This window comes from Amycolatopsis sp. NPDC058986 (genome assembly GCF_042741125.1).
GTDB lineage: Bacteria > Actinomycetota > Actinomycetes > Mycobacteriales > Pseudonocardiaceae > Amycolatopsis.
Genome location: NZ_JBHYJW010000032.1, coordinates 81,378 through 104,206, shown reverse-complemented (window position 1 = coordinate 104,206; position 22,829 = coordinate 81,378). Strand labels below are relative to the sequence as shown.

20 protein-coding genes are annotated in these 22,829 nt (G+C 68.6%); 10 read left to right on the top strand and 10 right to left on the bottom strand.

The window, feature by feature from the left end; all coding sequences use genetic code 11:
• Nucleotides 1-113 precede the first annotated feature (113 nt).
• Nucleotides 114-977 carry a hypothetical protein gene (locus tag ACFW0G_RS26585; RefSeq protein WP_378328104.1) on the bottom strand — a complete coding sequence of 288 codons (864 nt, stop codon included), beginning with the start codon at nucleotides 975-977 and terminating at the stop codon, nucleotides 114-116.
• Between the two features lie 404 nt (nucleotides 978-1,381).
• Between ACFW0G_RS26585 and ACFW0G_RS26580 the strand changes: the two genes are divergently transcribed.
• Entirely contained in the window at nucleotides 1,382-2,743 is a 1,362-nt protein-coding gene (locus ACFW0G_RS26580; RefSeq protein WP_378328114.1) for an MFS transporter, read from the top strand.
• Nucleotides 2,740-3,195: a MarR family winged helix-turn-helix transcriptional regulator gene (locus tag ACFW0G_RS26575; protein WP_378328103.1), complete on the top strand. Its 456-nt coding sequence runs from the start codon at nucleotides 2,740-2,742 to the stop codon at nucleotides 3,193-3,195. Before ACFW0G_RS26580 ends, ACFW0G_RS26575 begins: the two co-directional genes overlap by 4 nt.
• A gap of 16 nt (nucleotides 3,196-3,211) precedes the next feature.
• On the opposite strand, the gene ACFW0G_RS26570 is transcribed toward ACFW0G_RS26575, so the two are convergent.
• Genes ACFW0G_RS26570 through ACFW0G_RS26550 form a run of 5 tightly spaced genes read right to left on the bottom strand, consistent with a single transcriptional unit; the run spans nucleotide 3,212 to nucleotide 9,097 of the window.
• Entirely contained in the window at nucleotides 3,212-4,108 is an 897-nt protein-coding gene (locus ACFW0G_RS26570; protein ID WP_378328102.1) for a PfkB family carbohydrate kinase, read from the bottom strand.
• Entirely contained in the window at nucleotides 4,105-5,547 is a 1,443-nt protein-coding gene (locus tag ACFW0G_RS26565; protein ID WP_378328101.1) for a purine-cytosine permease family protein, read from the bottom strand. The genes ACFW0G_RS26570 and ACFW0G_RS26565 overlap by 4 nt, the downstream gene beginning before the upstream one ends.
• A complete protein-coding gene (locus ACFW0G_RS26560; RefSeq protein WP_378328100.1) occupies nucleotides 5,486-6,532 on the bottom strand; it encodes an ADP-ribosylglycohydrolase family protein in 1,047 nt (348 codons plus the stop codon). The genes ACFW0G_RS26565 and ACFW0G_RS26560 overlap by 62 nt, the downstream gene beginning before the upstream one ends.
• A gap of 20 nt (nucleotides 6,533-6,552) precedes the next feature.
• On the bottom strand, nucleotides 6,553-7,260 hold the full coding sequence (locus ACFW0G_RS26555; protein ID WP_378328099.1) for a GntR family transcriptional regulator: 708 nt from the start codon (nucleotides 7,258-7,260) through the stop codon (nucleotides 6,553-6,555).
• A 46-nt stretch (nucleotides 7,261-7,306) separates the two neighbouring features.
• Complete coding sequence (locus tag ACFW0G_RS26550) at nucleotides 7,307-9,097, bottom strand: FAD-dependent oxidoreductase (RefSeq protein ID WP_378328098.1); 1,791 nt, start codon at nucleotides 9,095-9,097, stop codon at nucleotides 7,307-7,309.
• Nucleotides 9,098-9,185: 88 nt separating this feature from the next.
• On the opposite strand from ACFW0G_RS26550, the gene ACFW0G_RS26545 reads away from it, so the two are divergent.
• The 4 genes from ACFW0G_RS26545 (at nucleotide 9,186) to ACFW0G_RS26530 (ending at nucleotide 12,341) form a co-directional block, all read left to right on the top strand.
• Nucleotides 9,186-9,779 (top strand): hypothetical protein, encoded by a 594-nt coding sequence (locus tag ACFW0G_RS26545; RefSeq protein ID WP_378328097.1) that lies wholly within the window; start codon nucleotides 9,186-9,188, stop codon nucleotides 9,777-9,779.
• Nucleotides 9,776-10,210 carry a DUF6086 family protein gene (locus tag ACFW0G_RS26540; protein ID WP_378328096.1) on the top strand — a complete coding sequence of 145 codons (435 nt, stop codon included), beginning with the start codon at nucleotides 9,776-9,778 and terminating at the stop codon, nucleotides 10,208-10,210. The genes ACFW0G_RS26545 and ACFW0G_RS26540 overlap by 4 nt, the downstream gene beginning before the upstream one ends.
• Nucleotides 10,211-10,514: 304 nt before the next feature.
• Entirely contained in the window at nucleotides 10,515-11,774 is a 1,260-nt protein-coding gene (locus ACFW0G_RS26535) for a DUF222 domain-containing protein (protein WP_378328095.1), read from the top strand.
• A 75-nt stretch (nucleotides 11,775-11,849) separates the two neighbouring features.
• Complete coding sequence (locus ACFW0G_RS26530) at nucleotides 11,850-12,341, top strand: AAA family ATPase (protein WP_378328094.1); 492 nt, start codon at nucleotides 11,850-11,852, stop codon at nucleotides 12,339-12,341.
• Between the two features lie 7 nt (nucleotides 12,342-12,348).
• Here the strand turns inward: ACFW0G_RS26530 and ACFW0G_RS26525 are convergent, their stop codons facing one another.
• The gene (locus ACFW0G_RS26525; protein WP_378328093.1) at nucleotides 12,349-13,791 is read right to left on the bottom strand and encodes an alpha-L-fucosidase; all 1,443 of its coding nucleotides are present in this window, start codon (nucleotides 13,789-13,791) and stop codon (nucleotides 12,349-12,351) included.
• A gap of 249 nt (nucleotides 13,792-14,040) precedes the next feature.
• Between ACFW0G_RS26525 and ACFW0G_RS26520 the strand changes: the two genes are divergently transcribed.
• The 4 genes from ACFW0G_RS26520 (at nucleotide 14,041) to ACFW0G_RS26505 (ending at nucleotide 19,675) form a co-directional block, all read left to right on the top strand.
• Nucleotides 14,041-15,837, top strand: coding sequence for a hypothetical protein (locus tag ACFW0G_RS26520; RefSeq protein ID WP_378328092.1), 1,797 nt, complete (start codon nucleotides 14,041-14,043; stop codon nucleotides 15,835-15,837).
• Nucleotides 15,838-15,967: 130 nt separating this feature from the next.
• A complete protein-coding gene (locus ACFW0G_RS26515) occupies nucleotides 15,968-16,450 on the top strand; it encodes an Lrp/AsnC family transcriptional regulator (protein WP_378328091.1) in 483 nt (160 codons plus the stop codon).
• A gap of 153 nt (nucleotides 16,451-16,603) precedes the next feature.
• A complete protein-coding gene (locus ACFW0G_RS26510) occupies nucleotides 16,604-17,992 on the top strand; it encodes an aspartate aminotransferase family protein (RefSeq protein WP_378328090.1) in 1,389 nt (462 codons plus the stop codon).
• A 45-nt stretch (nucleotides 17,993-18,037) separates the two neighbouring features.
• A complete protein-coding gene (locus tag ACFW0G_RS26505; RefSeq protein ID WP_378328089.1) occupies nucleotides 18,038-19,675 on the top strand; it encodes an amidohydrolase in 1,638 nt (545 codons plus the stop codon).
• 4 nt (nucleotides 19,676-19,679) lie between these two features.
• On the opposite strand, the gene ACFW0G_RS26500 is transcribed toward ACFW0G_RS26505, so the two are convergent.
• The 3 genes from ACFW0G_RS26500 to ACFW0G_RS26490 form a co-directional block, all read right to left on the bottom strand.
• A complete protein-coding gene (locus ACFW0G_RS26500) occupies nucleotides 19,680-20,231 on the bottom strand; it encodes a DUF305 domain-containing protein (protein WP_378328088.1) in 552 nt (183 codons plus the stop codon).
• Between the two features lie 91 nt (nucleotides 20,232-20,322).
• Nucleotides 20,323-21,636, bottom strand: coding sequence for an alpha/beta hydrolase (locus ACFW0G_RS26495; RefSeq protein WP_378328087.1), 1,314 nt, complete (start codon nucleotides 21,634-21,636; stop codon nucleotides 20,323-20,325).
• On the bottom strand, nucleotides 21,633-22,811 hold the full coding sequence (locus ACFW0G_RS26490) for a hypothetical protein (protein ID WP_378328086.1): 1,179 nt from the start codon (nucleotides 22,809-22,811) through the stop codon (nucleotides 21,633-21,635). The genes ACFW0G_RS26495 and ACFW0G_RS26490 overlap by 4 nt, the downstream gene beginning before the upstream one ends.
• Nucleotides 22,812-22,829: the final 18 nt, after the last annotated feature.

Genomic DNA, 22,829 nt, shown 5'->3' with positions numbered 1-22,829 from the left:
GGGGAGAACGTCTCAGCGTCCTCACAGCGCCCGCGTGGGGAGCCTGGTCAGGGCCGGAAAAGCGCGAACCGGACGGCACACGGCACGTCCGGTTCGCGGAGGGGGTGGAGTGGCTAGCAGCTGATGATCAGGCCGGTGAGGGCCGTGCACGTCCTGCTGGCGCTGTTGTTGGCCGCGTTGGGGTCCGCCGGGAAGCTGGAGAGGATCTTCGCCGTCGTCGTGAACGAGCCGAGCGTGAGGACGCCGAGGCTCGCAGTGAAACGCAGGTTCTTGCTCGACCCCGCGGGCAGCGAAGCGACGTCACAGGTCACGGTCCTGGTCCCGGCCGGATGCGCGCAGTCGGCCGAGCGGGTGAACTGGAGCGCGGACGAGTACGTCGCGGCCACCCGCACCGCGGAGGCGTCGCCGGGACCCGCGTTGGTCAGGGTGATCGTGTAGTCGATCTCCGGGGAGAGGAGCCCGTGCTGCGCGGCCGTCAGCTTCACGCCGACGTCCGCGACGCCCTGCGTCACGGTGAGGTCCGGACCGGTCAGCGTCTCGAAGGCGTAGTTGTCGCCGACGAACTGATGCTGCAGCGTGACCGTGCCCAGCGGCGCGGTGTCCTTGACCTGGAGGGTGTACACCACGGTCCGGGTCTCCCCCGCCGCGAGATCGCCGAACGGCGCGCGATAGCTGCTGCCGTACTGGAAACACGGCGCCGTCGTCCCGGTGCACGAAACCAGGTCGGCGAGATCGGTGATCGCCGTCTGCTGGCCATAAAGCGCCGCTTTGGCGAAAGTGACGGTGAATTGCTGGGTGTTGTGAATCTGCTGGGTCACCGTGAATGTCTGACCACGATGGACAGTCGTGGCGCCGACCGTGACCGCGCTGCTCGGCACGTCGTCGGCGCTCGCGGAAGCCGTGCCGAACGGGAGGGCGACCAGCGCGGCCGCCATGGCGATGGTGGCGATTCTTCGCCAGCGTCTGTGGTGCATCATCGGCTCACTGTTCCGTTCCGGTGCCACTCTTGCCCTACAGGACGAACAACGCCGGTGGTTCCGCGTCGCTCACGGCTGCTCAGTCGTCACGGCCGGAGAATTCGTTACCCAGGCTCACCCGTGCCGCGTTTTCACTCGAAGGGCCCGGTTTTCGGTGCCGGTAAACCGAAATCACGAAAGCGTCACGAAGAAAGCGTTACCCCTGGCGCCCGGAATCGCGGTCGCGTTCGTCCGTGAAGGACTCCTTACCGGCGCTCAGTGCCGGTAAGGAGTCCTTCACGACCTCGACCGCAGGTTACCTCTGCGTCAGAACGAGGTGTGACGCACACTACCCGAACCGCAGCGCCTGGGCGTGAGCGATAGTTCTGTGTCAGAATGAACCAGGAAGGAGGCACCCAGTGCTCATGGTGGAGACGCCGCGGCCGCGGGCCGTCCGCGAGCATCCGAAGGCGGGCTGGCTCGCGGTGGGCACCGTCTGCTTCGGAGCGTTCATGGGGCAGCTCGACGCCAGCATCGTCACGCTCACCTTCCCCGCGCTGCAGCACGAGTTCGCGACGCCACTGGCAGCCGTCCAGTGGGTGTCGCTGGCGTACCTGCTCACCCTCGTCGGGCTGGTCACGGTTGCCGGACGCGTCGCCGACGCGCTGGGCCGCAAGCTCGTCTACGGCTACGGCTTCGCGGTGTTCACCCTGGCCTCGGCCGCGTGCGGGCTGGCACCCGGCCTCGGCTGGCTCATCGGGTTCCGCGTCCTGCAGGCGCTGGGGGCCGCGATGCTCCAGGCGAACAGCGTCGCGCTGGTCGTCACCAGCGTGCGCCGCGACCAGGCCCGCACCGCGCTCGGCGTCCAGGCCGCCGCGCAGGCGCTGGGGCTCGCGCTCGGTCCCGCGCTCGGCGGGCTGCTCGTCGACACCGCCGGCTGGCGGTGGGTGTTCTGGGTCAACGTCCCGATCGGCTGCCTGGCCCTGCTCGCCGGGCGATTCCTCCTGCCGCGCACGCAAGAGCGCACGCCGCTCGGCCGGTTCGACTGGCCGGGGCTCGGCCTGCTGCTGCTCACCACGACGTCGGTCCTGCTGCTGCTCTCCGGGTTCTCCGGCCTCGGTCTCCCCACCTGGGCCGTGGTGACGCTCGCCATCGGGTTCGTGGTGGGCGCGGTGCTGCTGTACCTGACCGAACGCCGGACGGCGAATCCGCTGGTCGATCTGTCCGTGCTGCGCCCGCGCGCGGTCTGGGCCGGGCTCGCCGGCGCGCTGTGCGGCTATCTCGTGCTGTTCGGCCCGCTGACGCTGTTCCCGCAGGTTCTCGGCGCCCACGCCGGTCTCGTGCTGACCGCGCTGCCCGCCGGATTCGCCCTCGCCGCGCTCACGGCGGGCAAGGTGGTGCCACCGGGCTGGCCGACCCGGGCACGGGCGACGCTCGGCGCGGCGATCAGTGTGCTGGGCGTCGGTTCGCTGCTGCTCGCGGGGAGCACCCCGCTCGCGGTCGGTATGCTCCTCGCCCTGACCGGGGCCGGGCTGGGCGTGTTCATCCCGGCCAACAACGCGGCGATCATGGCGGCGATCCCGCGGCGGATGTCCGCCACCGGAGGAGGGCTGGTCAACATGGCGCGTGGGCTGGGCACCGCGCTGGGGATCGCACTGGTCACCTTCTGTCTCAACCTCGGGTCCGGCGGGCTGGGCACGCTGAGCGCACTCGGCGCGATGGCCGCGGTCGCCGTCCTCATGGGACTCACCGGGCTGCTGCTCCGCCCTGCGGGCGCGAACCGATGACCGGCCAGGAAAGCTCACTCGCCGACGCCGTCGCCCGGCTGCGCAGGGCCATGCGCCGCGCGGCACGGGCCAAGGACCCTGGCAACACGCTTTCGGTGGCGCAGCTGGAGCTCCTGTCCTCACTGGCCGAAAACCCGGGCGCCCGCCCGAGCCAGGTGGCACGTTCGCTGCACCTGGCACCGAACTCGGTCACGACGCTGGTCAACGGCCTCGAGAAGCGCGGCATGATCACCCGGGCCGGCGGCGACGACCGGCGCACGGTCTCCCTGCGGCTCACCCAGGAGGGCACGAAGGCCGTCCGCGCCTGGCAGGCCACGAACGACGCGATCCTGAGCGCCGCTGTCGAGCGTCTGCACCCCGGCTGGCAGCATCTGCTCACCGCCGCGCTGCCCGCGCTGGACGAACTCGTCCACGCCATCGACACCGTCGCCGAGCCCACGGACGAGCACTGACCTGACGAGCACCGCCCTAGTGCGCGACCGCCCTGGCGACCAGGAACTTCTCGACCTCTTCGCGCTTCGGCGCCGTCGCCGGGCCGTATTCGGTGACGGCCAGCGCGGCGGCCGCGTTCGCGCGTTCGGCCGCGACCAGGATGTCCTCGCCCCGCAACAGTTCCGCGGCCAGCACACCGGTGTGCGCGTCCCCTGCCCCGTTGGTGTCCACTGGATCGACGGGGAAGCCACGGACCCGGACGGTCACGCCGTCCTCGGTCACGTCGCAGCCTTCGGCGCCGATCCGGGTGATCCGCACCGGCACCTCGTCCACACCATCCACAGTGGACATTGTGCACGCCTCGGCGGCGTTGCACGACAGGACGTCCACATGCGGGAGTAGTCCGCGCCAGACGTCGGCGGGTATGTCACCCGCGAGCGGTCCGGGGTCGAGCAGCACGAGCTGACCCATCAGTTCCGGCAACCAGGCCAGCAACGCGTCCCGATTGGACTCACGAACCAGGCTGTATCCCGTGACATAGACCAGATCGTCGTTCTCCAGCTCCACTCGGCCGAGATGTTCGGCGGTGAGCGTGCCCTCGGCGCCGGTCTCGGTGATGAACGTCCGCTCGCCCGTCGCGTCCACCAGCGCCACGCACACACCGGTGTCCGGTGTGGTCGGTGGCTGGACCAGCGCGATGTCCTCGGCGGCCAGCGCGTCCCGGACGATGTCGCCGAACCGCCCGGTTCCGTGTTCACCCGCGTAGATCACCTCGGCCCCGGCACGGGCCGCGGCCGCCATGACGTTGAAGCCACCGCCCGCGGTGAGCCGGACGTCCGAGGCGAGCACGTCCCCACCGGGCGGCGGCAGCGCGCGGACGCGCATCACGAGGTCCACAATGGCCTGTCCGGTGTGGACGAGACGGCCGGTCATCGGATGCTCCTCGCTCCGCCGAGCGCCGCGTACATCCCGGCGCCGACAAGGAAAGTGACGACCCAGCCGACTCCGTTGACGCCGAGCCAGGTCTGCGCGAACGGGCCGGCGAACCAGACGTCCTTGCCGGTGCCCGCCGTGGTGAACAGGTAGCCCGCCACGATCGCCACCGCCCACGCGAACAACGCACGGGGTTCGCAACCGGCGCGGTACCAGTACGCGCTGGTGCGGCGCATGTCCATCAACGCCTCCGGATCGTAGGAACGTCTGCGGATCATGTCGACGAGGAAGACACCGACCCAGGCCGTGATGGGTACCGCGAGCAGGCTGATGAACGCGATGAACGGGCCGTAGAAGCCATCGGCCACCAGCATGAAGTACAGCGAGCCGAGGAACGTCACGACGATGTCCACCACCACCGCGTACACCCGCTTGATCCGGATGCCCAGCGTCAGCGTGGTGAGCCCGGCGGAATAGACCGAAAGATGGTTGGACAGCAACAGTCCGCCGAACGCGGCGATCAGGTACGGCACCGCCATCCAGCCCGGCAGCAGCTCGCGGATCGCGGCCACCGGGTCGCCCGCCGAGGCCAGCGAGGGGTCGTCCGCCGAGATCAGGCTGCCCAGGGAAATGAGCAGCACCAAGGGAATTCCGGCACCCGCGGCGGCCGAGGCGATCAGCGAGCCCGCTCGCACGGCGGGTGACTGGTACCGCGACATGTCGGCGGACGCGTTCGCCCAGCCGATCCCGGTCCCGGCCGCGATCGTGCCGATCCCGGCGATCATCGCGCCGACCGGGGCCGGCGAGGTGGCGAACACCTTGTCCCAGTGGATCCGCGTGACGAGGCTGATCCCGACGACGACGTTGAGCGCGCCGAAGACCCAGGTCGACCACCGCTGCACCGCTACCAGCACCGCGTGCCCGAGCCCGGACACGGTGACGGTGAGCAGCACGAACAACGCGACGCCGACGATCGTCAGCACCGGCGAGGCCTTCGCCCCGGCGTCGGTGCCGAACAGGATCGCGCAGAGCGAGAGGAAGGCGAACGCGGCGGTGGTGGTGTTCACGGTTTCCCAGCCGAGGCGGGAAATCAGCGACACCACCGTCGGCCCGAAGTTGCCCCGCACACCGAACACCGCGCGCGAAAGTGTCAGCCCGGGAGCGCCGCCACGACGTCCCGCGATGGAGACGACGCCGACGATCGCGAACGAACCGGCGGCGCCGATCACCGCGACGATCACCGCCTGCCAGAACGCCAGGTGCTGCACCGCGACCAGCGTCGCGCCGAGCGGCAGCCCGAGAATGCTGATGTTCGCGGCGAACCACACCCAGAACAACTGCATCGGATGCCCGCCACGCTCGGCGGCGGGCACGGGTTCAATGCCGCGTGTCTCCAGCGCGCCCGCGCGTTCCGCCGTCTCCTGAGCCGATTTGACCATGCCTACCTCGCAGATGGAGCAGGCCGTCCACGAGGGCGGCCAGATCGAGCCGGTTGACCTCCCGCACTTGGCGCACCAGGTGTGCGGGAAGCCCGGCGATGCCGTGGTGCGCGCCGAGGATCGCCCCGCACACGGCAGCCACGGTGTCGGTGTCGCCGCCGATCTCGGCGGCCAGTGTCAACGCCGCCGCGGGGTCGTCGCCGAGTGCTTCGGCGAGCGCGACCGCGGCGACCACGGATTCCTGTGCGGCGACCGAGGTTCCGATCACCTCGGCGAGCGCGTCGGCCAGCGTGGCACGGTCCATCCCGCGCACCCAGCCGCGTGCCCAGCGGAGCCGGGCGGCGATGTCCCCGCCCGCGATCCAGTAACCCCGCCGCGCGCCCTCGGCGGCCGCGCGTTCCGATTCGTCCAAAGAGGACTTGAGGTCCGCACCGTCCACACCGGACGACACGGCGGCGGCGACCGCGGCCGCGGCGGCGATGCCCAGCCCGGTGTTGTGCGTGACCCGGCTGGCCTCGACGACGGCGTCGACGAAGCCTTCGCCCAGCGGCGTCGCGATCCCGATCGGGGTGATCCGCATCGCGGCGCCGTTGGTGGTGCCCTCGCGACCGGCCTCCTCTGCGGGCACCCCGGCGTCGAGCCGGTCCAGCGCGCGTTTCGTCGAAGGGCCGAGCAGGTCGAGCGAGCCGCGGCGGATCATGTCCGCCTCCCAGTCACGTAAGGCGTCGGCGAACGCCTTGGGCTCGATGTGGCCGTCGCCCTCGATCACGAGGCGGGCCACGAGCAGCGCCTGTTCGGTGTCGTCGGTGATCGACCCTGCCGCCATGCCCGGCGCGATCGGCTGTTCGGCGACCGCGTCCCGGAAGCCCGTGATCGGCCCATACGTCTCGGCGATCGTGGTCCGCGACATCGACTGCGTCGGCATGCCGAGCGCGTCCCCGATCGCGAGCCCGTAGAACGCGCCGAGCGCTCTCTCCCGGCTCACTGGGGACTTCGCTGAAGGCTTCACTGGGGGCCGAACCGCAGGTGAAAGCGGAACCGGGCGGGGTCGAGCAGGCTGGTGACGTGCTCGACGAGCGTCCCGGTGGCGCTCAGCGTGATCCGGACGGCCTGCAGGAACTGCTCCTCGGGACCGCGCTCCAGCAGTTCGGCCTGATCGTCGAGGGCACGCGTGGTGATCCACTGCTCGCCGCTCACGCCCCGCAGCCCCGCGGCCGTGAGCGTCGCGGTGAGCGAGTCGTCGACGAGTCCTCGCTCGGGGAGGTCGGCGAGCGGGCCGCCGCCGGGCAGCAGGGACCGTTCGAGGGACACCGGGTGGCCGTTCTCCGCGCGGCGCCTGCGCAGCACCGCGACGAAACTGTCCACTTCGAACTGTTCGGACAGCTCCTGATCACGCACGGTGGTGATGGAGATGAGCTCGGTGGTCAGCGTGAACCCCGACTCCGCGAGCGCGCGGGCCCAGCCGACGCCCTGGTCGAGATGGACGCCGTCGAACGTGACGAACGACCCGACACCGGTCTGCGTCGTGATCAGCGCGCGCTGCTGAAGCTCGGACAGCGCGCTGCGGACCGTGCCCCTGCTGACCTGGTACAGCTCGGCCAGCCGGTTCTCGCCCGGCAGCCGCGCGCCGGTCGGCAACCGCCCGGACCTGATCTGCCCTGCCAGGTCCTCCACCAGCTTGGAGCGTTTCCCGAAACCCACTCGTGCGGACATGTACAAACATGTACAACTTGGGTCCGCGAACTGTCAAGGGCGGCCGCTACGGCCGTCGTGGATCCGCCAGGTCGAACGCGTGGGGCAGCCCCAGCTGGTACATCCCGCGGTCCGCGGCCTTGAAGGCGTCGAAGGCGGGGTTGACCCACAGCGGCGTGACCGAGCACCTCGGCTCGGCCGAACCCGAGGCGTCGAGAACGCCGTTGACCGCCTGTCTGGCCGCCTCGTTCGCACCCTCCATAGTGGTCACGTTGATGTTCGTCCTGATCCAGTCGCCGGCGAAGAACAGATTGGGAATCGCGGTTCTCGCCGTCGGCCGGGCCTTCCAGGTACCGGGTTTCTGGATGAACAGCGGCGTGTCGTTGTCCACATCGGACGTTCCGGCCCCGGTGATCGCGGGGTCGAGAAACCAGGAGTGCAGCATGTCGTCCTCGAGGACTGCCTGACCGGTGTCGTTGAGATGGGCCTTCATCACCGCCCAGGTCTCGGCCGCGATCTGCTCCGGAGTGCACTGCCGCGCCGTCTTCGCCGTGAAGTTCCCCGGCCTGCCCCAGTCCGAAAGGATCGTGGACAGGCAGTCCCGCACGGTGCCGTCACCGTAACCGTCGAGCGGGCGCTTCCAGAACTGCTGCTGGCTGATCGAGGTGATCGCCCAGGCGGAGTCCTCGTAGTTGACGTGCCCCGGCGTGATCGGCAGTTCCCGGTTCAGGAAGAACTGCAGGCCCACCATCCAGTCGGTGCCCAGCTCGCGTATTCCGGCGAGACCGGGATCGGCCGCGAGCACCGCCGGGCTGAGCAGTTTCATCGCGCGCTCGACCGGCATCGCCGAGAGAAACCAGTCGGCCTCCACCCGGCGCCGCTCGCCTGCCTTGTTCACCACCGAAGCCGCGGTGACCCGGCCGCCGCCGATCTCGAGCGCGTCCGCAGCCCATCCGACCCGGAACGCGACGCCCTTCGCCCGGAGGTAGCCGATCCACGGATCGAGCCACATCTCGTTGGTACTTCCGCACAGCACTCTGTCCACACTGGACCCTGACTCGTTACCGAGCCCCATCAGGCTCCAGAACACCGCCTCTGCGACGACACCGATCGAGTAGGTGCTGGCATCCTTCGATTTGCTCGCGACGAGATTGCGGATGAGCCCGTCGGCGAAAAGTTTGTCGTACTCGCCGGAGAACCACGCCGTGCGGGTGTAGTCCGCCCAGGTCACGTCGTCCCATTGCCCCCTGCGCCGTTCGTCGCAGCTGGTCACGAAAACCAGCAGCTTCTCGGCGGCGAAAGCGGCCTCGTGCGGCGGAAGCCGGAGCAGCGTCTGGAACATCGCGACCACCGAGGCCAGGAAGCTCGCCGGGGTCAGCGGCGGCGGATTCGTCGGCAGCGGGAACGGGAAGGGAATCGTCAGATCGGCGCGGCCGCCCATCCGGGACATCAGGACCGCGCTCGCCCGGGTGAGATTGTCCCACGTCCCGTTCTGGTTGCCAGGAAAGGGAATCCGGCCCATCGTGTCCGGCAGGTTGCGGTAGAACCCGGGAAAGAACCGGAATCCGTGCTCGCCGGGCAGATCGGGGCGGCCGTCCTTGCCCGAGCCCGGCACACCGATGCTGCGTGCCTTGCCGCCCAAGACGTTCCGCTCGTACACGGTGACCGAAAAGCCGCGTTCGATCAGCTCGTGTGCCGCCGTGAGCCCGGCGACCCCACCCCCGAGAATCGCCACCGAGCGCCCGCCTTTCGGGCTCCCGTAACCGGTTCCCGCCCCGGCCAGCACGGCCGCGACACTCACCGCCGCCGCGGACGAACCACGCAGGAACGCACGCCGGGACCTCGCCTGATCACCCATCGTTCCTCCCGATCACTCTGGGCACGGGCGTACCCAGAGTACGGATCCGGCGAAGTGGCGTGCCAGCTCCGATCGTCGGGGAAAAGTGGTGGCATGGACCACCGGCCGCCGCTACCTTTCGCCGGTGCATACGGTGTTGCTGGGCGGAGCGCCCGGTGTCGGCAAGTCCAGCGTGGCGGGCTGCCTGCTGACTCTCGCGGAGCGCGGGCCGGATCTCGTCCAATGGGTCGACGTCGACCACCTGTGGCTGCACCAGCCCTGGCGCGTCGACGAACGGATGAAGACCATGGTGCGAGCCAACCTGCGTGCCGTCGCGGCCCACGCCGCCCAAGCCGAGGTCGACATCCTGCTGATCACCTGGGTTTTCCAGTCCCCGGACATGCAGCGCCTCGTCACCGCGCTACTCCCGGCCGGTACCCCGACCGTATCGATTCACCTGCGCGCGAGCTACGACACCTGGCGCCGGCGCTTCGAAGCGGACCCCGCACGACCGGCCGTGAACGACTTCTTCCGTGCTCGCTATGAAGCAGCGCAGACGACCACCGCCGATCACGTGATCGGCACCGACGGCCTCACTCCCCTCGCAGTGGCCCACCATGTCGCAGGCATCATCGGCCTCGTCGAGCAACCATGTGCATGCTCGGCGCCTGTCGTGTCCGAGGTCGAGGAGGGAAGGTCATGAGCCAGTATTTCGATGTCGGCGAGCAGACGCTGTGGAATCCGTCGAATGGCCCCGGCAAGCTGTTCGTGAGTATGACCAAGGCTCTGGAACCGTTGGTCGGGCTGCCATCGGGGATCGGTGCCGGCAGGTGCGGACCCGGCGATCCGGACTGCCATGGGATCGATCTCGTTGCCTTCACACGGTTCACCGACGCTCTGACCCGGCTTTATCGGGAGTCGAACCACCTGATCCTGCGGTCGCTGCTGGAGGGTGTCGTCGCCACGGCCATCGTTCTGGTCGAACGCGGTGGCGGGACGGTTCGCGCCCTGAGCGAGCAGCCGGGAACCAGCACACGGGACGTTCAAATCGGCCCTGGCGGGCCGGCGACTCAAGCCGCCCCTGACCGGCTGGCCGAACTGGTGGCCGAACACTCGGCCGCGATGGCTTGGTAACGCGCTGAGGGTGAGCCCTGCCCACAGCCGAAGGCTTGCTACAACGGTCTTGCGTGGCATTCGAATGCCACGATCATTGAGAAAGTGGCATCGATCCTGAGATCGCTACACAGCGAACCCGTTATCCCGCGACCCAGCCAGTGGATACCGGTTGACAACGCGGCCAACTCATCACACGACGGACGAACCCCTTCTCTCCCAGCAAAACCATCCCAAACCCCGCCAGCGCAAGCAAAGAAACCTGACCATTTACTTCACCCGTTCGTGTCGTACATATGTTCTACTAGCGCGGTATGATGGTGGCGTGTCCGAGACTCTGTCCACTCTGGAACCGCCGCAGGAGCTGTGGCGGCGATCCGGTCGTGCACTCGCCGACGAGGTGCGTACGCGACTGGAGTCCTTGTGGCGCTTGGACGCTGAGCTTGGTCAGTACCTCGCGGAGATCGACTCTCGCGGCGTGTCCGAGTTGTACGGGTATGGGTCGACAGCGGCATGGTTCGCGCACATGGCACGAATGTCGCGCGGTGAAGCCAAAAAGTACCTCGAACGAGCCCACGGGCTGAACCCTGGCCGCAACATCGACGGTACCGAACTCCCCGCCGCAGCGCCAGCAACGCACGCGGCCGCACTCGACGGTGAGATCGGACCACACCACAGCGACCGGATCCTCCAGTTCCTCAAGAAGGTTCCCAGCTTTGTGTCCGAAGAGGACAGAAGCAAAGCCGAGAAGATCCTCGTCGAACTCGCTCGCCACGCCACACCGCAAGAAGTGGTCAAGGCCGCGGATGAGTTGCTGGCGCGGATGGACCAGGACGGGAAGGAACCGAAAGACCCGGACCCGCCGGAGCGGAAGCCCGAGTTGCGGCTGCGACAGCGGAAAGACGGCTGGTTCGACATCGACGGACAGCTCGACCCCATCACCGGGACCCGCCTCAGCACCATCCTCGATCCCCTCGCCACGCCCAGGCCTGCGGGGGAAGACAAATGGCCGGACCTGCGGTCGCCGTCCCAGCGGTACGGGGAAGCCTTCGGCGAAGCCATCGCCATGCTGGCCAATGTTCCGGACGTGCCCGGCGGCGACCGCGCCCAACTCCTGGTCACGGTCACGCTGGACGACTTGAAGTCGAAGCTCGGTACGGCGTGCCTGGACATGGTCTCGCAGATCTCCGCTACCGACGCCCGGATGCTCGCCTGCGACTGCCAGGTCATCCCCGCAGTACTCGGCACCAAGGGCGAACCCCTCGACCTCGGGCGCGCCAAGAGACTCGTCACCCCGGCGCTACGAAAAGCGTTGAACATTCGGGACGGTGGCTGCGCTTTCCCGGGCTGTCATCGCAAGCCCCGACATTGTGACGCCCACCATATAATCGAATGGGCACACGGCGGATTTACCGTCCTCCGAAATCTCGTGCTGCTCTGCGGAGCGCACCACCGACTCCTCCACAAAGCCAACTGGAAGGTCCGCGTCGCCGAAGACGGACTCCCCGAGTTCATCCCGCCGGACTACGTAGATCCCTTACGCACACCTAGACGCAATGTTCTCCATCGCCCCCTCGCAAGCTAGGGCAGACCGGCCCGGCGAGACAGACCTTCCGCTCAACCCGGCAGCTCGGCTCACCCGCTCTTGTACTGTCTGGTGATGGGCATGAAGAACTACCTGATCGAAGGCGTTTCCGGCACTGGCAAGACCTCGGTGTGCACAGAATTGCTCCGGCGCGGCTACCATGCCATCCATGGTGACCGCGAATTGGCCTATCAAGGCCACCCGGAAACCGGCGAGCCACTGGACGGGTTCAGGCACGAGCATCATATCTGGCAGATCGACAAGGTGAAATCGCTGATAGCCAACCACGACGACGCGGTGACGTTCTTCTGCGGTGGCTCCAGGAACTTCTCGAAGTTCATCGATCTGTTCGACGGCGTCTTCGTCCTCGAGGTCGACATCGAAACCTTACATCGGCGTCTCGACCAGCGGCCGGACAACGAGTGGGGCACGAAGCAATCGGAACGAGACCTCATCGTGCGCCTGCATCAGACGAAAGAAGACGTTCCCAGGAACGGGATCGTCATCGACGCCACCGAACCGCTTGCGCGCGTTGTCGACGAGATCATCCGTCAGTCCGGTCAATAGACGCGGGTCAGCGGCTCACGGACAGGACCGCGGGGAACTCCTCACCGAAGTCGTCGGTGCGCCGCGCGGGCAGGTCGATGACGATCCCGTCCGCGGCGCGCGTCCACGGAAGCGGGCGGGAATGGCCGCCCAGCAAGCGGATTCGCGAGCGGTCGGTGATCGGGACGTCGCCGGGGACGGTGAGTTTCGCGCCGGGCCAGTGCAGCGGGATGAGGTGGAACGCGTCGCGGGTGCGGGTGTAGCAGAGGTCGCCGTCCATCGCCCGCTGCCACGGTACCGAGCCGTAGATCGCGCGGCCGTTGATCCGCAACCAGCGGCCGACGTCGAGCAGGCGGGTGCTCATCCAGTCCGGGATCGTGCCGTCCTCGCGCGGGCCGATGTTGAGCAGCATGTTGCCGTTCTTGCTGACGACCTCGGCGAGGAACTGGACCAGTCGCGCCGAGGACTTGATCTTCGCCGGATCCTCGTTTTCGTTGTATCCCCACGACTTCCCGATGTTCAGGCACGCCTCCCACGGGTCGGGGCGCAGGACGTACTTCTTGTTGTCCCCTTCCACGGTGGCGAAGTCCGGGTGCGCGGCCTCGAAGCGGTCATTGGCCACGACGCTCTTCGGACGCGGCCGGTCGGCGGCGTTGCGGTAGTAGTAGCCGAGGATCTCGTCGCTGTGCCAGTCCCACACCTTCGGCCGGAAGATCGAGCCGCCGCCGAACTCGTGGTAGCCCTGGCCATCCGCCCACAGCACATCCGGGTCGTAACGGTCGATCAGGGTCTTCAGGTGGACATGCTCGTACTGGCGCACGTAGTCGGTCACCGGACGATAGCCAGTGTACGGGATTTCCACGCCGCTGTAAGGGTTTCGCGGCGGCGTGCCGAGCGCGGGGCTGTAGAACTCGCCGAGCGAGTGGTACAGCCCGCGCTTCAGGCCGGAGTGCCGGGCGGCGTGGAACAGCTCGCCGACGAGGTCCCGGTGCGGCCCGAGCCGGACGGAGTTGCGGTCCGACGCCGGATTGCCGAACAGCTGGAATCCGTCGTGGTGCTTGGAGGTGAGTACGAAGTACCGCGCTCCGGCCTGCTCGAAAAGCCGCACCCAGGCACGCGGGTCGTAGCGGCGCGCGGTGAAGCGCGGGATGAAGTCGTCGTAGTTCACGTTCGCGCCATAGGTACGCAGGTGGTGATCGCGGGTTCCGGTGCCACGCGCCGGATCCGTGACGTTCATCGCGTAGAGGTACCACTCGGCGGCGTGCTTGGCGTCGCCCCAGGCCAGCGCGGAATAGACGCCCCAGTGGATGAAGATCCCGAACTTCGCCGAGGGGAACCAGGGCGTGGCCGCGGGGCGGGCGAGGTCCGCGGCCTGAGCGGCCGGCGCGGTGAATCCGAGCATCCCGGCGCCCGCGGCGACGCCCGCCGCGGCGAGCATGCTGCGTCGGCTGATCCCACGCTGTTCCGGCATCGTTGCCTCACTCCCGAAGTCCCGCAGTGGTCATCAGATGTCTAAGCGTTCCAGGCGTACCAGGCCGAGAGTCGCCGAGGCAAGAGTCCCACCTCGACGTGGCCAGCGAAACCCTTATTCACCGTGGTGTTCACGATGATGAACACGCCAGTCTTCCAGCACGCGGCGGTTGACGCCACCTCACAGCGTTCTTACGCTCAGCACGAATACATCTGATCTATTCGAGGTGAATAGCGGAAGGAACCGCCCATGTGCGCGGCATTCGAACGGGAGACCAGCCGACGGACCGCGCTGCGGGGCGGCCTCGTCCTCGCGGCGGGCCTAGCGGGCACGACACTCGCCACGCCTGCGTTCGCCGCGCCGAAACCGGCCGGGCGCAGGCTGCCGTTCCTGCTCGACATGGTGCAGAACAACCCGGGCGAACCGTCGTTTTCCAGCCGGTTCACCGATCCCGCGAAGCTCAAGGAATACGGCTACGACGGGCAGGTGATCAACGAGTTCAAACCACCGCACGCCGCGATCACCTTCGACTCCTTCGATCCGCGTGTCTTCCCCGCGGGTTCGCCCGGCCGTGCCTGGGTCGAGGCGGCGGCACGGACCATCGACGCCCATATCGCGCGAGCGCACGCGGCCGGGATCGCCGCGTACGTCTTCACCGACATCATCGTGCTGCCGAAACGGCTGGTGGAGCTCTACGGCGACCAGGTCCTCGACGACAAGGGCCGGATCAGCCTCGAACGCCCGCTCACCCAGCGGATCCACCGGCTCATGCTGCGCGAGGTCTTCACCCGGTTCCCCGACCTCGACGGTCTCGTCGTGCGCACCGGGGAGACATACCTGCAGAACATGCCGTTCCACACCGGGAACAACCCGATCACCAACGGCGAGGGCAGCCACCTGACGCTGCTCGGCATCCTGCGCGACGAGGTCTGCGTCCGCGCGGGCAAGCGGATCTTCTACCGGACGTGGTCGACCGGGAGCGACAAGCTGACCAGCGACCCCACGTTCTACCGGCAGGTGACCGACAAGGTCGATACGCACGAGAACCTGGTGTTCTCGATCAAGCACACCGCGAAGGACTTCTGGCGGACCATCCCGTTCAACCAGACCATCGGCGTCGGCAGGCACCGGCAGATCATCGAGGTCCAGTGCCAGCGCGAGTACGAAGGGAAGGGCGCCTTCCCGAACTACGTGATCGACGGCGTGGTCAACGGCTTCGAGGAGTTCCGCACCCAGCCGAGGACCGGCGCGATCGGCCTCGCCGATGTCATCGGCAACCCCATCGTCGCCGGTATCTGGACGTGGTCGCGCGGTGGCGGGTGGCGCGGACCGTATCTGCGCAACGAACTCTGGTGCGACCTCAACACCTGGGTGATGGCGCGCTGGGCCCGCGACACCGGGCTGGGCGAGGAAGGCGCGTTCACCGCCTACGCTTCGTCGAGACTCGGCCTGCGAGGTGACCAGCTCCGCCGGTTCCGGCGGCTCGCGCTGCTGTCCGCGGCCGGGGTGCTGCGCGGGCACTACAGCGTCGTGCACCCGATGGGCAAGCTCATGTGGACCAGGGACCAGTTCCTCGGCGGCTCGGACAAGGACCTCACCAGCGACTTCGCCGCGGTCGTCGCCGCCGGCCGCGTCGAGACCGTGCTCGACGAGAAACAGCGTGCGGCACGGATGTGGGACGAGATCGTGGCGCTGTCCTGGACACTCCCGCTGCGCGACCACGCCGACCGGGACTACCTGCGGGTCTCCGCGCGGTACGGGCAGTCGTGGCACCGGGTGGTGCACCACGGCTGGGAGGTCATGCTGCGCGGGTTCGCCGGGGATCGCGGTGGCCGGTACGACAAGGCCGCGATGCGTCACCACCTCGCCCGGTACGACGCGGAATGGGAACGCTGGCAGCGGCTCGCCGAGTGCGAACCGTCGTGCGCGACGCTGTACCAGCCGTACAGCTTCGGCCCCAAGGGGCCGGACGGCCTCTACAACGCCGATCCGGACCACGGCATCAAGCCCGCGACCGACCACTACCGTGCCCTGCTCTCCGGCTGAGACGTCGCCCTCACCGCCGGATGGCGGTATCCGCGCTGCGGATTTCGTCGGTTGTTGGCCTACCGGGGCACGGATACGATCGCCGGAACCCCGCTCGACCCCACCGACGATCAGCGTGAAGGAACCCCGGATGAACCGCAAGGCGCACCCCTCCGAGCGGCCCGCTCCCCAGCTCGACGACCTCTCCCGCAAGATCATCGAGCAGCTCCAGGAGGACGGCCGCCGGCCCTACGCCACCATCGGCAAGGCGGTCGGGCTGTCCGAGGCGGCGGTCCGGCAGCGGGTCCAGCGGCTCGCCGAAAGCGGGGTCATCCAGATCGTCGCGGTCACGGATCCCTTGCAGGTCGGCATGTTCCGGCAGGCGATGATCACGATCACCGTCGACGGCCCGATCGAACCGGTGGCCGAGGCGCTCGCCGAGATGACCGACATCGACTACGTGGTGATCGCCGTCGGCCGGTTCGACATCATCTGCGAGGCGGTGTGCGCGGACGACGCCGCCCTGCTCGACCTGCTCTCCAACCGGATCCGCACGCTGCCCGGCGTGCGCAGCGCGGAGACGCTCGTCTACCTCAAGCTGATCAAGCAGACCTATCAGTGGAACAGCCACTGACTTCGACACAACGAAATCCGTAGCACTATCCGGTTAGGACAATCGATCTAGTCGAGCAGAACCACGAATTACGACTGATTCCCTTGCCAAGGCTCCCCGCAATATGCGATAACGGGTCCATCGAGCCCGACCGACACGCTGTGAGGGATAGCCATGACCGCAACCGCCGAACCCGCTCCCGCGGGCTCGCCGAGCCTCTCCGGTTCGGCCGCCGACCACCTGTGGCTGCACTTCACCCGCCACGGCGCGCAGGCCGACAAGACCCCGGTCATCGTGCGCGGCGAGGGCGCCTACGTCTGGGACGAGAACGGGAAGCGCTACCTCGACGGCCTCGCCGGGCTGTTCGCCGTGCAGGTCGGCCACGGCCGGGCGGAACTCGCCGACGCGGCCGCCCGCCAGCTGCGTCAGCTGGACTACTTCCCGCTGTGGGGCCACGCGCATCCGGCCGCGATCGAGCTGGGCGAACGCCTCGCGGCGAGCGCGCCCGGCGACCTCAACCGCGTCTTCTTCACCGTCAGCGGCGGTGAATCCGTCGAAACGGCCTGGAAACTGGCCAAGCAGTACTTCAAGCTCGCCGGTAAGCCCACCAAGCACAAGGTGATCAGCCGCTCGCTCGCCTACCACGGCACTTCACAGGGCGCGCTGTCGATCACCGGGCTGCCCGGGGCGAAGCAGGACTTCGAGCCGCTGGTGCCGAGCACCCGGCACGTGCCGAACACCAACTTCTACCGCGCGCCGGTGCACGGGGACGACTACGAGGCCTTCGGCCGCTGGGCCGCCGACCAGATCGCGCAGGCCATCGAGTTCGAGGGACCGGACACGGTCGCCGCGGTGTATCTCGAGCCCGTGCAGAACACCGGCGGCTGCTTCGTGCCGCCGCCGGGCTACTTCGAGCGGGTCCGCAAGATCTGCGACGACAACGACGTCCTGCTCGTGTCCGACGAGGTGATCTGCGCGTTCGGCAGGCTGGGCCACCAGTTCGGCGCGTCCCGGTACGGCTACCAGCCCGACCTCCTCACTGTCGCGAAAGGACTGACCTCGGCGTACGCGCCGCTCGGCGCGGTGCTGATCAGCGACCGGATCGCCGAGCCGTTCCTGCGCACCTCCACGACGTTCATGCACGGGTCGACCTACGGCGGGCATCCGATGGCCTGCGCCGTGGGGCTGGCCAACCTCGACCTCATCGAGCGCGAAGGCATCTACCGGCACGTGCTGGACAACGAGGCGCGCTTCAAGTCCACTTTGGACAGGCTGCTGGACCTGCCGATCGTCGGTGACGTCCGCGGCGCCGGGTTCTTCTACGGCATCGAGCTGGTCAAGGACAAGGCCACCAAGGAGACGTTCAACGCCGAGGAGTCCGAGCGCATTCTCCGCGACCACGTTTCCGGTTCCCTGTTCGAGAACGGCCTCTACTGCCGCGCGGACGACCGCGGTGAGCCGGTCATCCAGCTGTCCCCGCCGCTGATCTGCGACCAGACGCAGTTCGACGAGATGGAGCAGATCCTGCGGGATACGCTCACCGGGGCGTGGAAGCTGCTCTGACCGGCTCGCCCGCCCTCGGCGCCGTACCCCGGGAAAGAGGTCCTCATGCAGAACGCTCCCGCCGACCTGATCTTCACCGGCGGCCCGGTGCGGACCGGTGACGGCGGCTGGACGACGTCCGTCGCCGTCACCGGTGGCCGGATCAGCGCGCTCGGCGACGACGTCCCCGCGCTCACCGGCCCGAAGACCGAGGTGATCGACCTGCGGGGCAGGCTGCTGCTGCCCGGTTTCCAGGACGCGCACATCCACGCCGTCGGCGGCGGCTACGAACTCGGGCTGTGTCATCTGTCCGATGTGGACACACTCGCGGAGTACACCCGGGTGATCGCCGAGTACGCGCGCCGGAAACCCGGCGCCGCCTGGATCACCGGCGGCGGCTGGTCGCTGGAGGCGTTCCCCGGCGGGCTCCCGACGCGGCGACAGCTCGACGCCGTCATCGCCGACCGGCCGGTGTTCCTGGTCAACCGCGACCACCACGGCGCCTGGGTGAACTCGCGGGCGCTCGAACTGGCCGGGATCACCCGGCACACCCCCGATCCGCCGGATGGCCGCATCGAGCGCGACGCCGACGGCGAGCCGAGCGGGGCGCTGCAGGAAGGTGCCATGGGGCTCGTCGGCAAGCTCGTCCCCGAAGCGACTCCGGCCGAGATCTTCGACGGCCTGCTGCGCGCCCAGGATCTCCTGCACTCGCTGGGAATCACGGCGTGGCAGGACGCGCTGCTCGGCGCGTACGGCGGGATGCCCGACGCGAGTGACACCTACCTCGATGCCGCCGCGCGCGGGAAGCTGACCGCGCGGGTATCCGGCGCGCTGTGGTGGGATCGCGACCGTGGCGCCGAGCAGATCGACGAGCTGGTCGCGAAACGTGAGCGGTTCCGCTATCCCCGGCTCAAGGCCCGGACGGTCAAGATCATGCAGGACGGGATCGCCGAGAACCACACCGCGGCGATGATCGACCCGTATCTGGGTGGCTGTGGTTGTACAGGCGCGCATCGCGGGATCAGCTTCGTCGACCCGCACCGGCTCGGCGAGTACGTGTCCACTTTGGACCTGCTGGATTTCCAGGTCCATTTCCACGCGCTGGGCGACCGCGCCGTCCGCGAGGCGCTCGACGCCGTCGAGCTGGCCAGGGAGACCAACGGCCACCGGGGAAACCGGCATCATCTCGCCCATCTGCAGATCGTGCACCCCGACGACGTCCACCGGTTCGCGTTGCTGGGCGCGGTGGCGAACATCCAGCCGTTGTGGGCGGCCCACGAACCGCAGATGGACGAGCTGACGATCCCGTTCCTCGGCAGGGAACGCACGCGCTGGCAGTACCCGTTCGCCGCCCTGCTCAACTCCGGCGCCACCCTCGCCGCGGGCAGCGACTGGCCGGTCACCAGCCCGGACCCGGTGCAGGGCATCCACGTCGCGGTGAACCGGATCAGCCCCGGTTCGACCGCGGAGGCCTTCCTGCCGGAACAGCGGATCGGGCTCGCCGCCGCGATCGACGCGTACACCTCGGGATCCGCCTACGTCAATCACGCCGACGACACGGGGCGGATCAAGGTAGGGAATCTCGCGGATCTGGTGGTGCTCGACCGGAATCCCTTCGACGGCCCCGTTTCCGCCATCGCCGAAACCCGGGTGGCGATGACGTTCGTGGAAGGGCAGCGGGTCTACTGCGCGGACAACGCGTGAGCGGTCAGGGGAGGCGGGACTTGAGTTGGGTGATTTCGGCGGACTGGTCGGTGACGATCTGCTGCGCGAGTTCCTTCGTCTCGGGGTGACTTCCTTGGGACAGCACGGTTTTCGCCATGTCGACGCCGTGGCCGAGGTGTTTGGCCAGCAGGGCGGTCCAGGTCTTGTCGAAGGCGGCGCCGGAGGATTCGTCGAGGGACTGGAGTTCGGCGGCGCTGAGCATCCCCGGCATGGCGTGGCTCATGTGGTCCCCGGCGACCGGAACCGCGACGTTCCACGAGCGCAGCCAGTCCGACATCCGGCCGATCTCGGCGTTCTCCTTCTCCGTGATCTCCGTGGCCATGTGCCGCACGAACTCGTCCTGGCTGCGTTTCAGCGCCAGCGCGGAAACCACCACGGACTGCCGGTGGTGCGGGATCATCATGGTGGAGAACTCGACGTCGGCCTGGTTCTGCCCGGCGCCGCCTCCCCCGCCCGCTCCGCCCGCCGTCATCGAACATCCGGTCATGAGTACCGCGGCCAGCCCGACAACGGCGGCCGGCAGGCGTCGACGCATGGGTTCTCCCTTGCCGGTGGTGCCTCCTACCCGGTGATACGGCCACCTTCCCGGAAGGGTTCAAAGAATCTGAGCGGCTGTCGGAAACCCGTCAACCGTGCGTGATGCCCAGCCGCTTGCCCAGCCAGTCCAGCGAACGGACCATGCCCGCGTTCCAGGCAAACCAGTTGTGCGCGCCGCCGACCTTGATGAGGTGGACCGGGAGGCCGTTGCGGCGGCAGGCTTCGAGCACCTTCCGCTGCTGCACCATCCCGGCGGTGTCCCCCTCGCCGACGGTCAGGATTCCCGCGCTGCCGGGAAGTTTCACGCGGCCGAGGACGTCGATCGGGTTGATCTCGGTGAATTTCCGTTCGTCCCCGCCGAAAGCCTCGTCGACGGTCCGGCGGTGCGAACCGAGCGTCGGCTCGTCCTCCCCTGATATGTCCACAAAGGACGGGAACAGCTGGGGCCTCCGCACGGCGAGCTGCAGCGCGCAGGTGCCGCCGTAGGACGATCCGGCGACGGCCCAGTGCCGCGGTGCCGGGTCGATCTGGAGGTTCGCCCTGATCCACGCCGGGACGTCCTCGGCGAGGTAGGTCTCGGCGGCGCCGAGCCGGGAATCGAGGCACAGCGGGTTGGCGAAGTGGCCACCGGTCGTGTCGGGCATGACCACCACCGGCGCGATGCCGTGGTGGGTGGCCGCGTAGCCGTCCATCATCGTGGACAGCTGCCCGCCGCGTACCCAGTCCGCCGGTGCGCCGGGCTGCCCGTGCAGCAGCATCAGCACCGGCAGCAGCGGCCGGTTCGGCGCGAAGTAGGCCGGCGGCAGGTAGATGTACGCCGGGCGGGACGGGGTGAACGCCGCCTTCACCGCCGGGATCGGCATCTTCACCAGCACGCCGGAGCGGCGCAGGTCCGGCGGCGGGCGCCAGAAGTCCCGCAGTGCCCGGCCCTGCCGCGGCGGCACCGGTTCCGGCACGGGAGCGGGGAGGTGTGCCATCGCGACCTCGTTCACCGGGTCGACGCCGAGCACGGCCCGGATCGTCGGGTACTGGCCGTAGTAGGTGTTGATCCCCGCCACCGAGGTCAGCAGCACCGGCACGGCACCGCACACCGCGGCGAGCCTGCGCCACCACGGTGTCCGCCACAGGCTCGCGACCGCGAGGCCGAGCGCCCACAGCCCGGCGCCGCCCCAGAGCACCACGGTGAGCGGCAGCGCGTCGGGGAACAGCCGCAGCACCGACCCGAGCAGCCATTCGACGAGCACGCACGCCACGACCGTGCCCGCGGTGACGGCGGGGACGACCTTGAGCCACCACGAACGCCCCCGCCGCGCCAGCAGCGCGACGGCGCCCGCCACCCCGAGGACCACCACGACGACCGGGAGCCAGCCGTCGATGACCGAGATGTCCAGAAACGCGTTCACGTCGTCTCGGAAAGTCTCGCTCGGTAGACGTCACGGGCGGCGAGACTGACCGCGAGGTGATCGGTGAGCGGATCGAAGAACGCGACGCGGTACTTCTCGTCCGTCACCGTGGACGACGTGAAGTACACCGCGGAAAAGGCCGCGATGAACAGCGAAACCTGGAGCAGTTCGTTGGGCACCGGAATCTGGATGCCGAACAGCGTTCCCGGTGTGGGCCCACTGGTCGCGTACGCCTTGATCACCTCGTCCTTGAGCGCGATCTTGCCGAACGTCACGAAGAAGACGAAGGTCAGCGTAGCGAAAACGAGCGTCTGGAACGCCTGGGTGAGCACGAGGACCAGCACCATGTTGGCGCGCTCCAGCTTCGACAGCGGGACCCGGTCGGTGTCCGCGACGGCCCGCGCGAACGGCTGGAACGGAGTGCTCTCGAGCTTGTCCAGCGCGACCGTCGCGTTCCGCAGCGAGGTGAGCCGGCGCACCTCCTCCGAAAGCATCGTGAGCATGAACAGCACCGCCACCACGACGAACAGCGCGACGACCCACCACATCCGCTTCCGCTCCACCGAAGCGGCGAACTGCCAGATCTCCGCGGTGAAGAACCCGAACAGGGTGAACAACAGGAACAGCGGGAGCGCGCGGCTGGTCAGTTCGCCGAGACTCCTGGCCTGCCGCATCGCCGCACGCGCCGACCAGCCCACGATCGAGCCGCCGCCGAGGAACGCGATCCCGAGCAGCAGGAGAACCACGAGGGCGTGCGCGGGGATCGTCACCGGCAGCGGGTCCTCGTCGGGGCCCAGCAGCCACGCGATCGGCAGCACCAGCACGTACACCGCGATCGCCACCGAAGCGACGGTGGTCCCCCGATGGCGGAGCACCGCCCAGCGAACCCATTTCGTGGTCAGCCACGCGGCGAGCGCCGGGGCCACGACCAGCGACAGCAGCAGGCCGAAGTACCCCACCAGGAACAGGTCGTTGTCCAGCCGGCGCTCGAACTCCGCCTCCGTGCCGCCGTCGACGACGTCCAGGGTGATGAGCAGCAGCTGCCACACCGCGGCGAACGCCAGTGCCGGGACGACACGCACCAGCAGGCTGCGCGGGCGGCCCTTGACGACGGCGGGCAGCCCTCGCCGCCGGAACCACTGTTCTGCCGCGTCCCGGTCGTACCGCTGTTCCATCCGCCGATCCCCTCCGCC

Excerpts from the sequence above, each read along its gene's own strand:
- ACFW0G_RS26580 (WP_378328114.1), top strand. The coding sequence starts at position 1,382 with ATGGTGGAGACGCCGCGGCCGCGGGCCGTCCGCGAGCATCCGAAGGCG.
- ACFW0G_RS26570 (WP_378328102.1), bottom strand. The coding sequence starts at position 4,108 with ATGACCGGCCGTCTCGTCCACACCGGACAGGCCATTGTGGACCTCGTG.
- ACFW0G_RS26565 (WP_378328101.1), bottom strand. The coding sequence starts at position 5,547 with ATGGTCAAATCGGCTCAGGAGACGGCGGAACGCGCGGGCGCGCTGGAG.
- ACFW0G_RS26575 (WP_378328103.1), top strand. The coding sequence starts at position 2,740 with ATGACCGGCCAGGAAAGCTCACTCGCCGACGCCGTCGCCCGGCTGCGC.
- ACFW0G_RS26520 (WP_378328092.1), top strand. The coding sequence starts at position 14,041 with ATGTGCGCGGCATTCGAACGGGAGACCAGCCGACGGACCGCGCTGCGG.
- ACFW0G_RS26540 (WP_378328096.1), top strand. The coding sequence starts at position 9,776 with ATGAGCCAGTATTTCGATGTCGGCGAGCAGACGCTGTGGAATCCGTCG.
- ACFW0G_RS26550 (WP_378328098.1), bottom strand. The coding sequence starts at position 9,097 with ATGGGTGATCAGGCGAGGTCCCGGCGTGCGTTCCTGCGTGGTTCGTCC.
- ACFW0G_RS26530 (WP_378328094.1), top strand. The coding sequence starts at position 11,850 with ATGGGCATGAAGAACTACCTGATCGAAGGCGTTTCCGGCACTGGCAAG.
- ACFW0G_RS26490 (WP_378328086.1), bottom strand. The coding sequence starts at position 22,811 with ATGGAACAGCGGTACGACCGGGACGCGGCAGAACAGTGGTTCCGGCGG.
- ACFW0G_RS26510 (WP_378328090.1), top strand. The coding sequence starts at position 16,604 with ATGACCGCAACCGCCGAACCCGCTCCCGCGGGCTCGCCGAGCCTCTCC.
- ACFW0G_RS26525 (WP_378328093.1), bottom strand. The coding sequence starts at position 13,791 with ATGCCGGAACAGCGTGGGATCAGCCGACGCAGCATGCTCGCCGCGGCG.
- ACFW0G_RS26505 (WP_378328089.1), top strand. The coding sequence starts at position 18,038 with ATGCAGAACGCTCCCGCCGACCTGATCTTCACCGGCGGCCCGGTGCGG.
- ACFW0G_RS26500 (WP_378328088.1), bottom strand. The coding sequence starts at position 20,231 with ATGCGTCGACGCCTGCCGGCCGCCGTTGTCGGGCTGGCCGCGGTACTC.
- ACFW0G_RS26585 (WP_378328104.1), bottom strand. The coding sequence starts at position 977 with ATGATGCACCACAGACGCTGGCGAAGAATCGCCACCATCGCCATGGCG.
- ACFW0G_RS26515 (WP_378328091.1), top strand. The coding sequence starts at position 15,968 with ATGAACCGCAAGGCGCACCCCTCCGAGCGGCCCGCTCCCCAGCTCGAC.
- ACFW0G_RS26555 (WP_378328099.1), bottom strand. The coding sequence starts at position 7,260 with ATGTCCGCACGAGTGGGTTTCGGGAAACGCTCCAAGCTGGTGGAGGAC.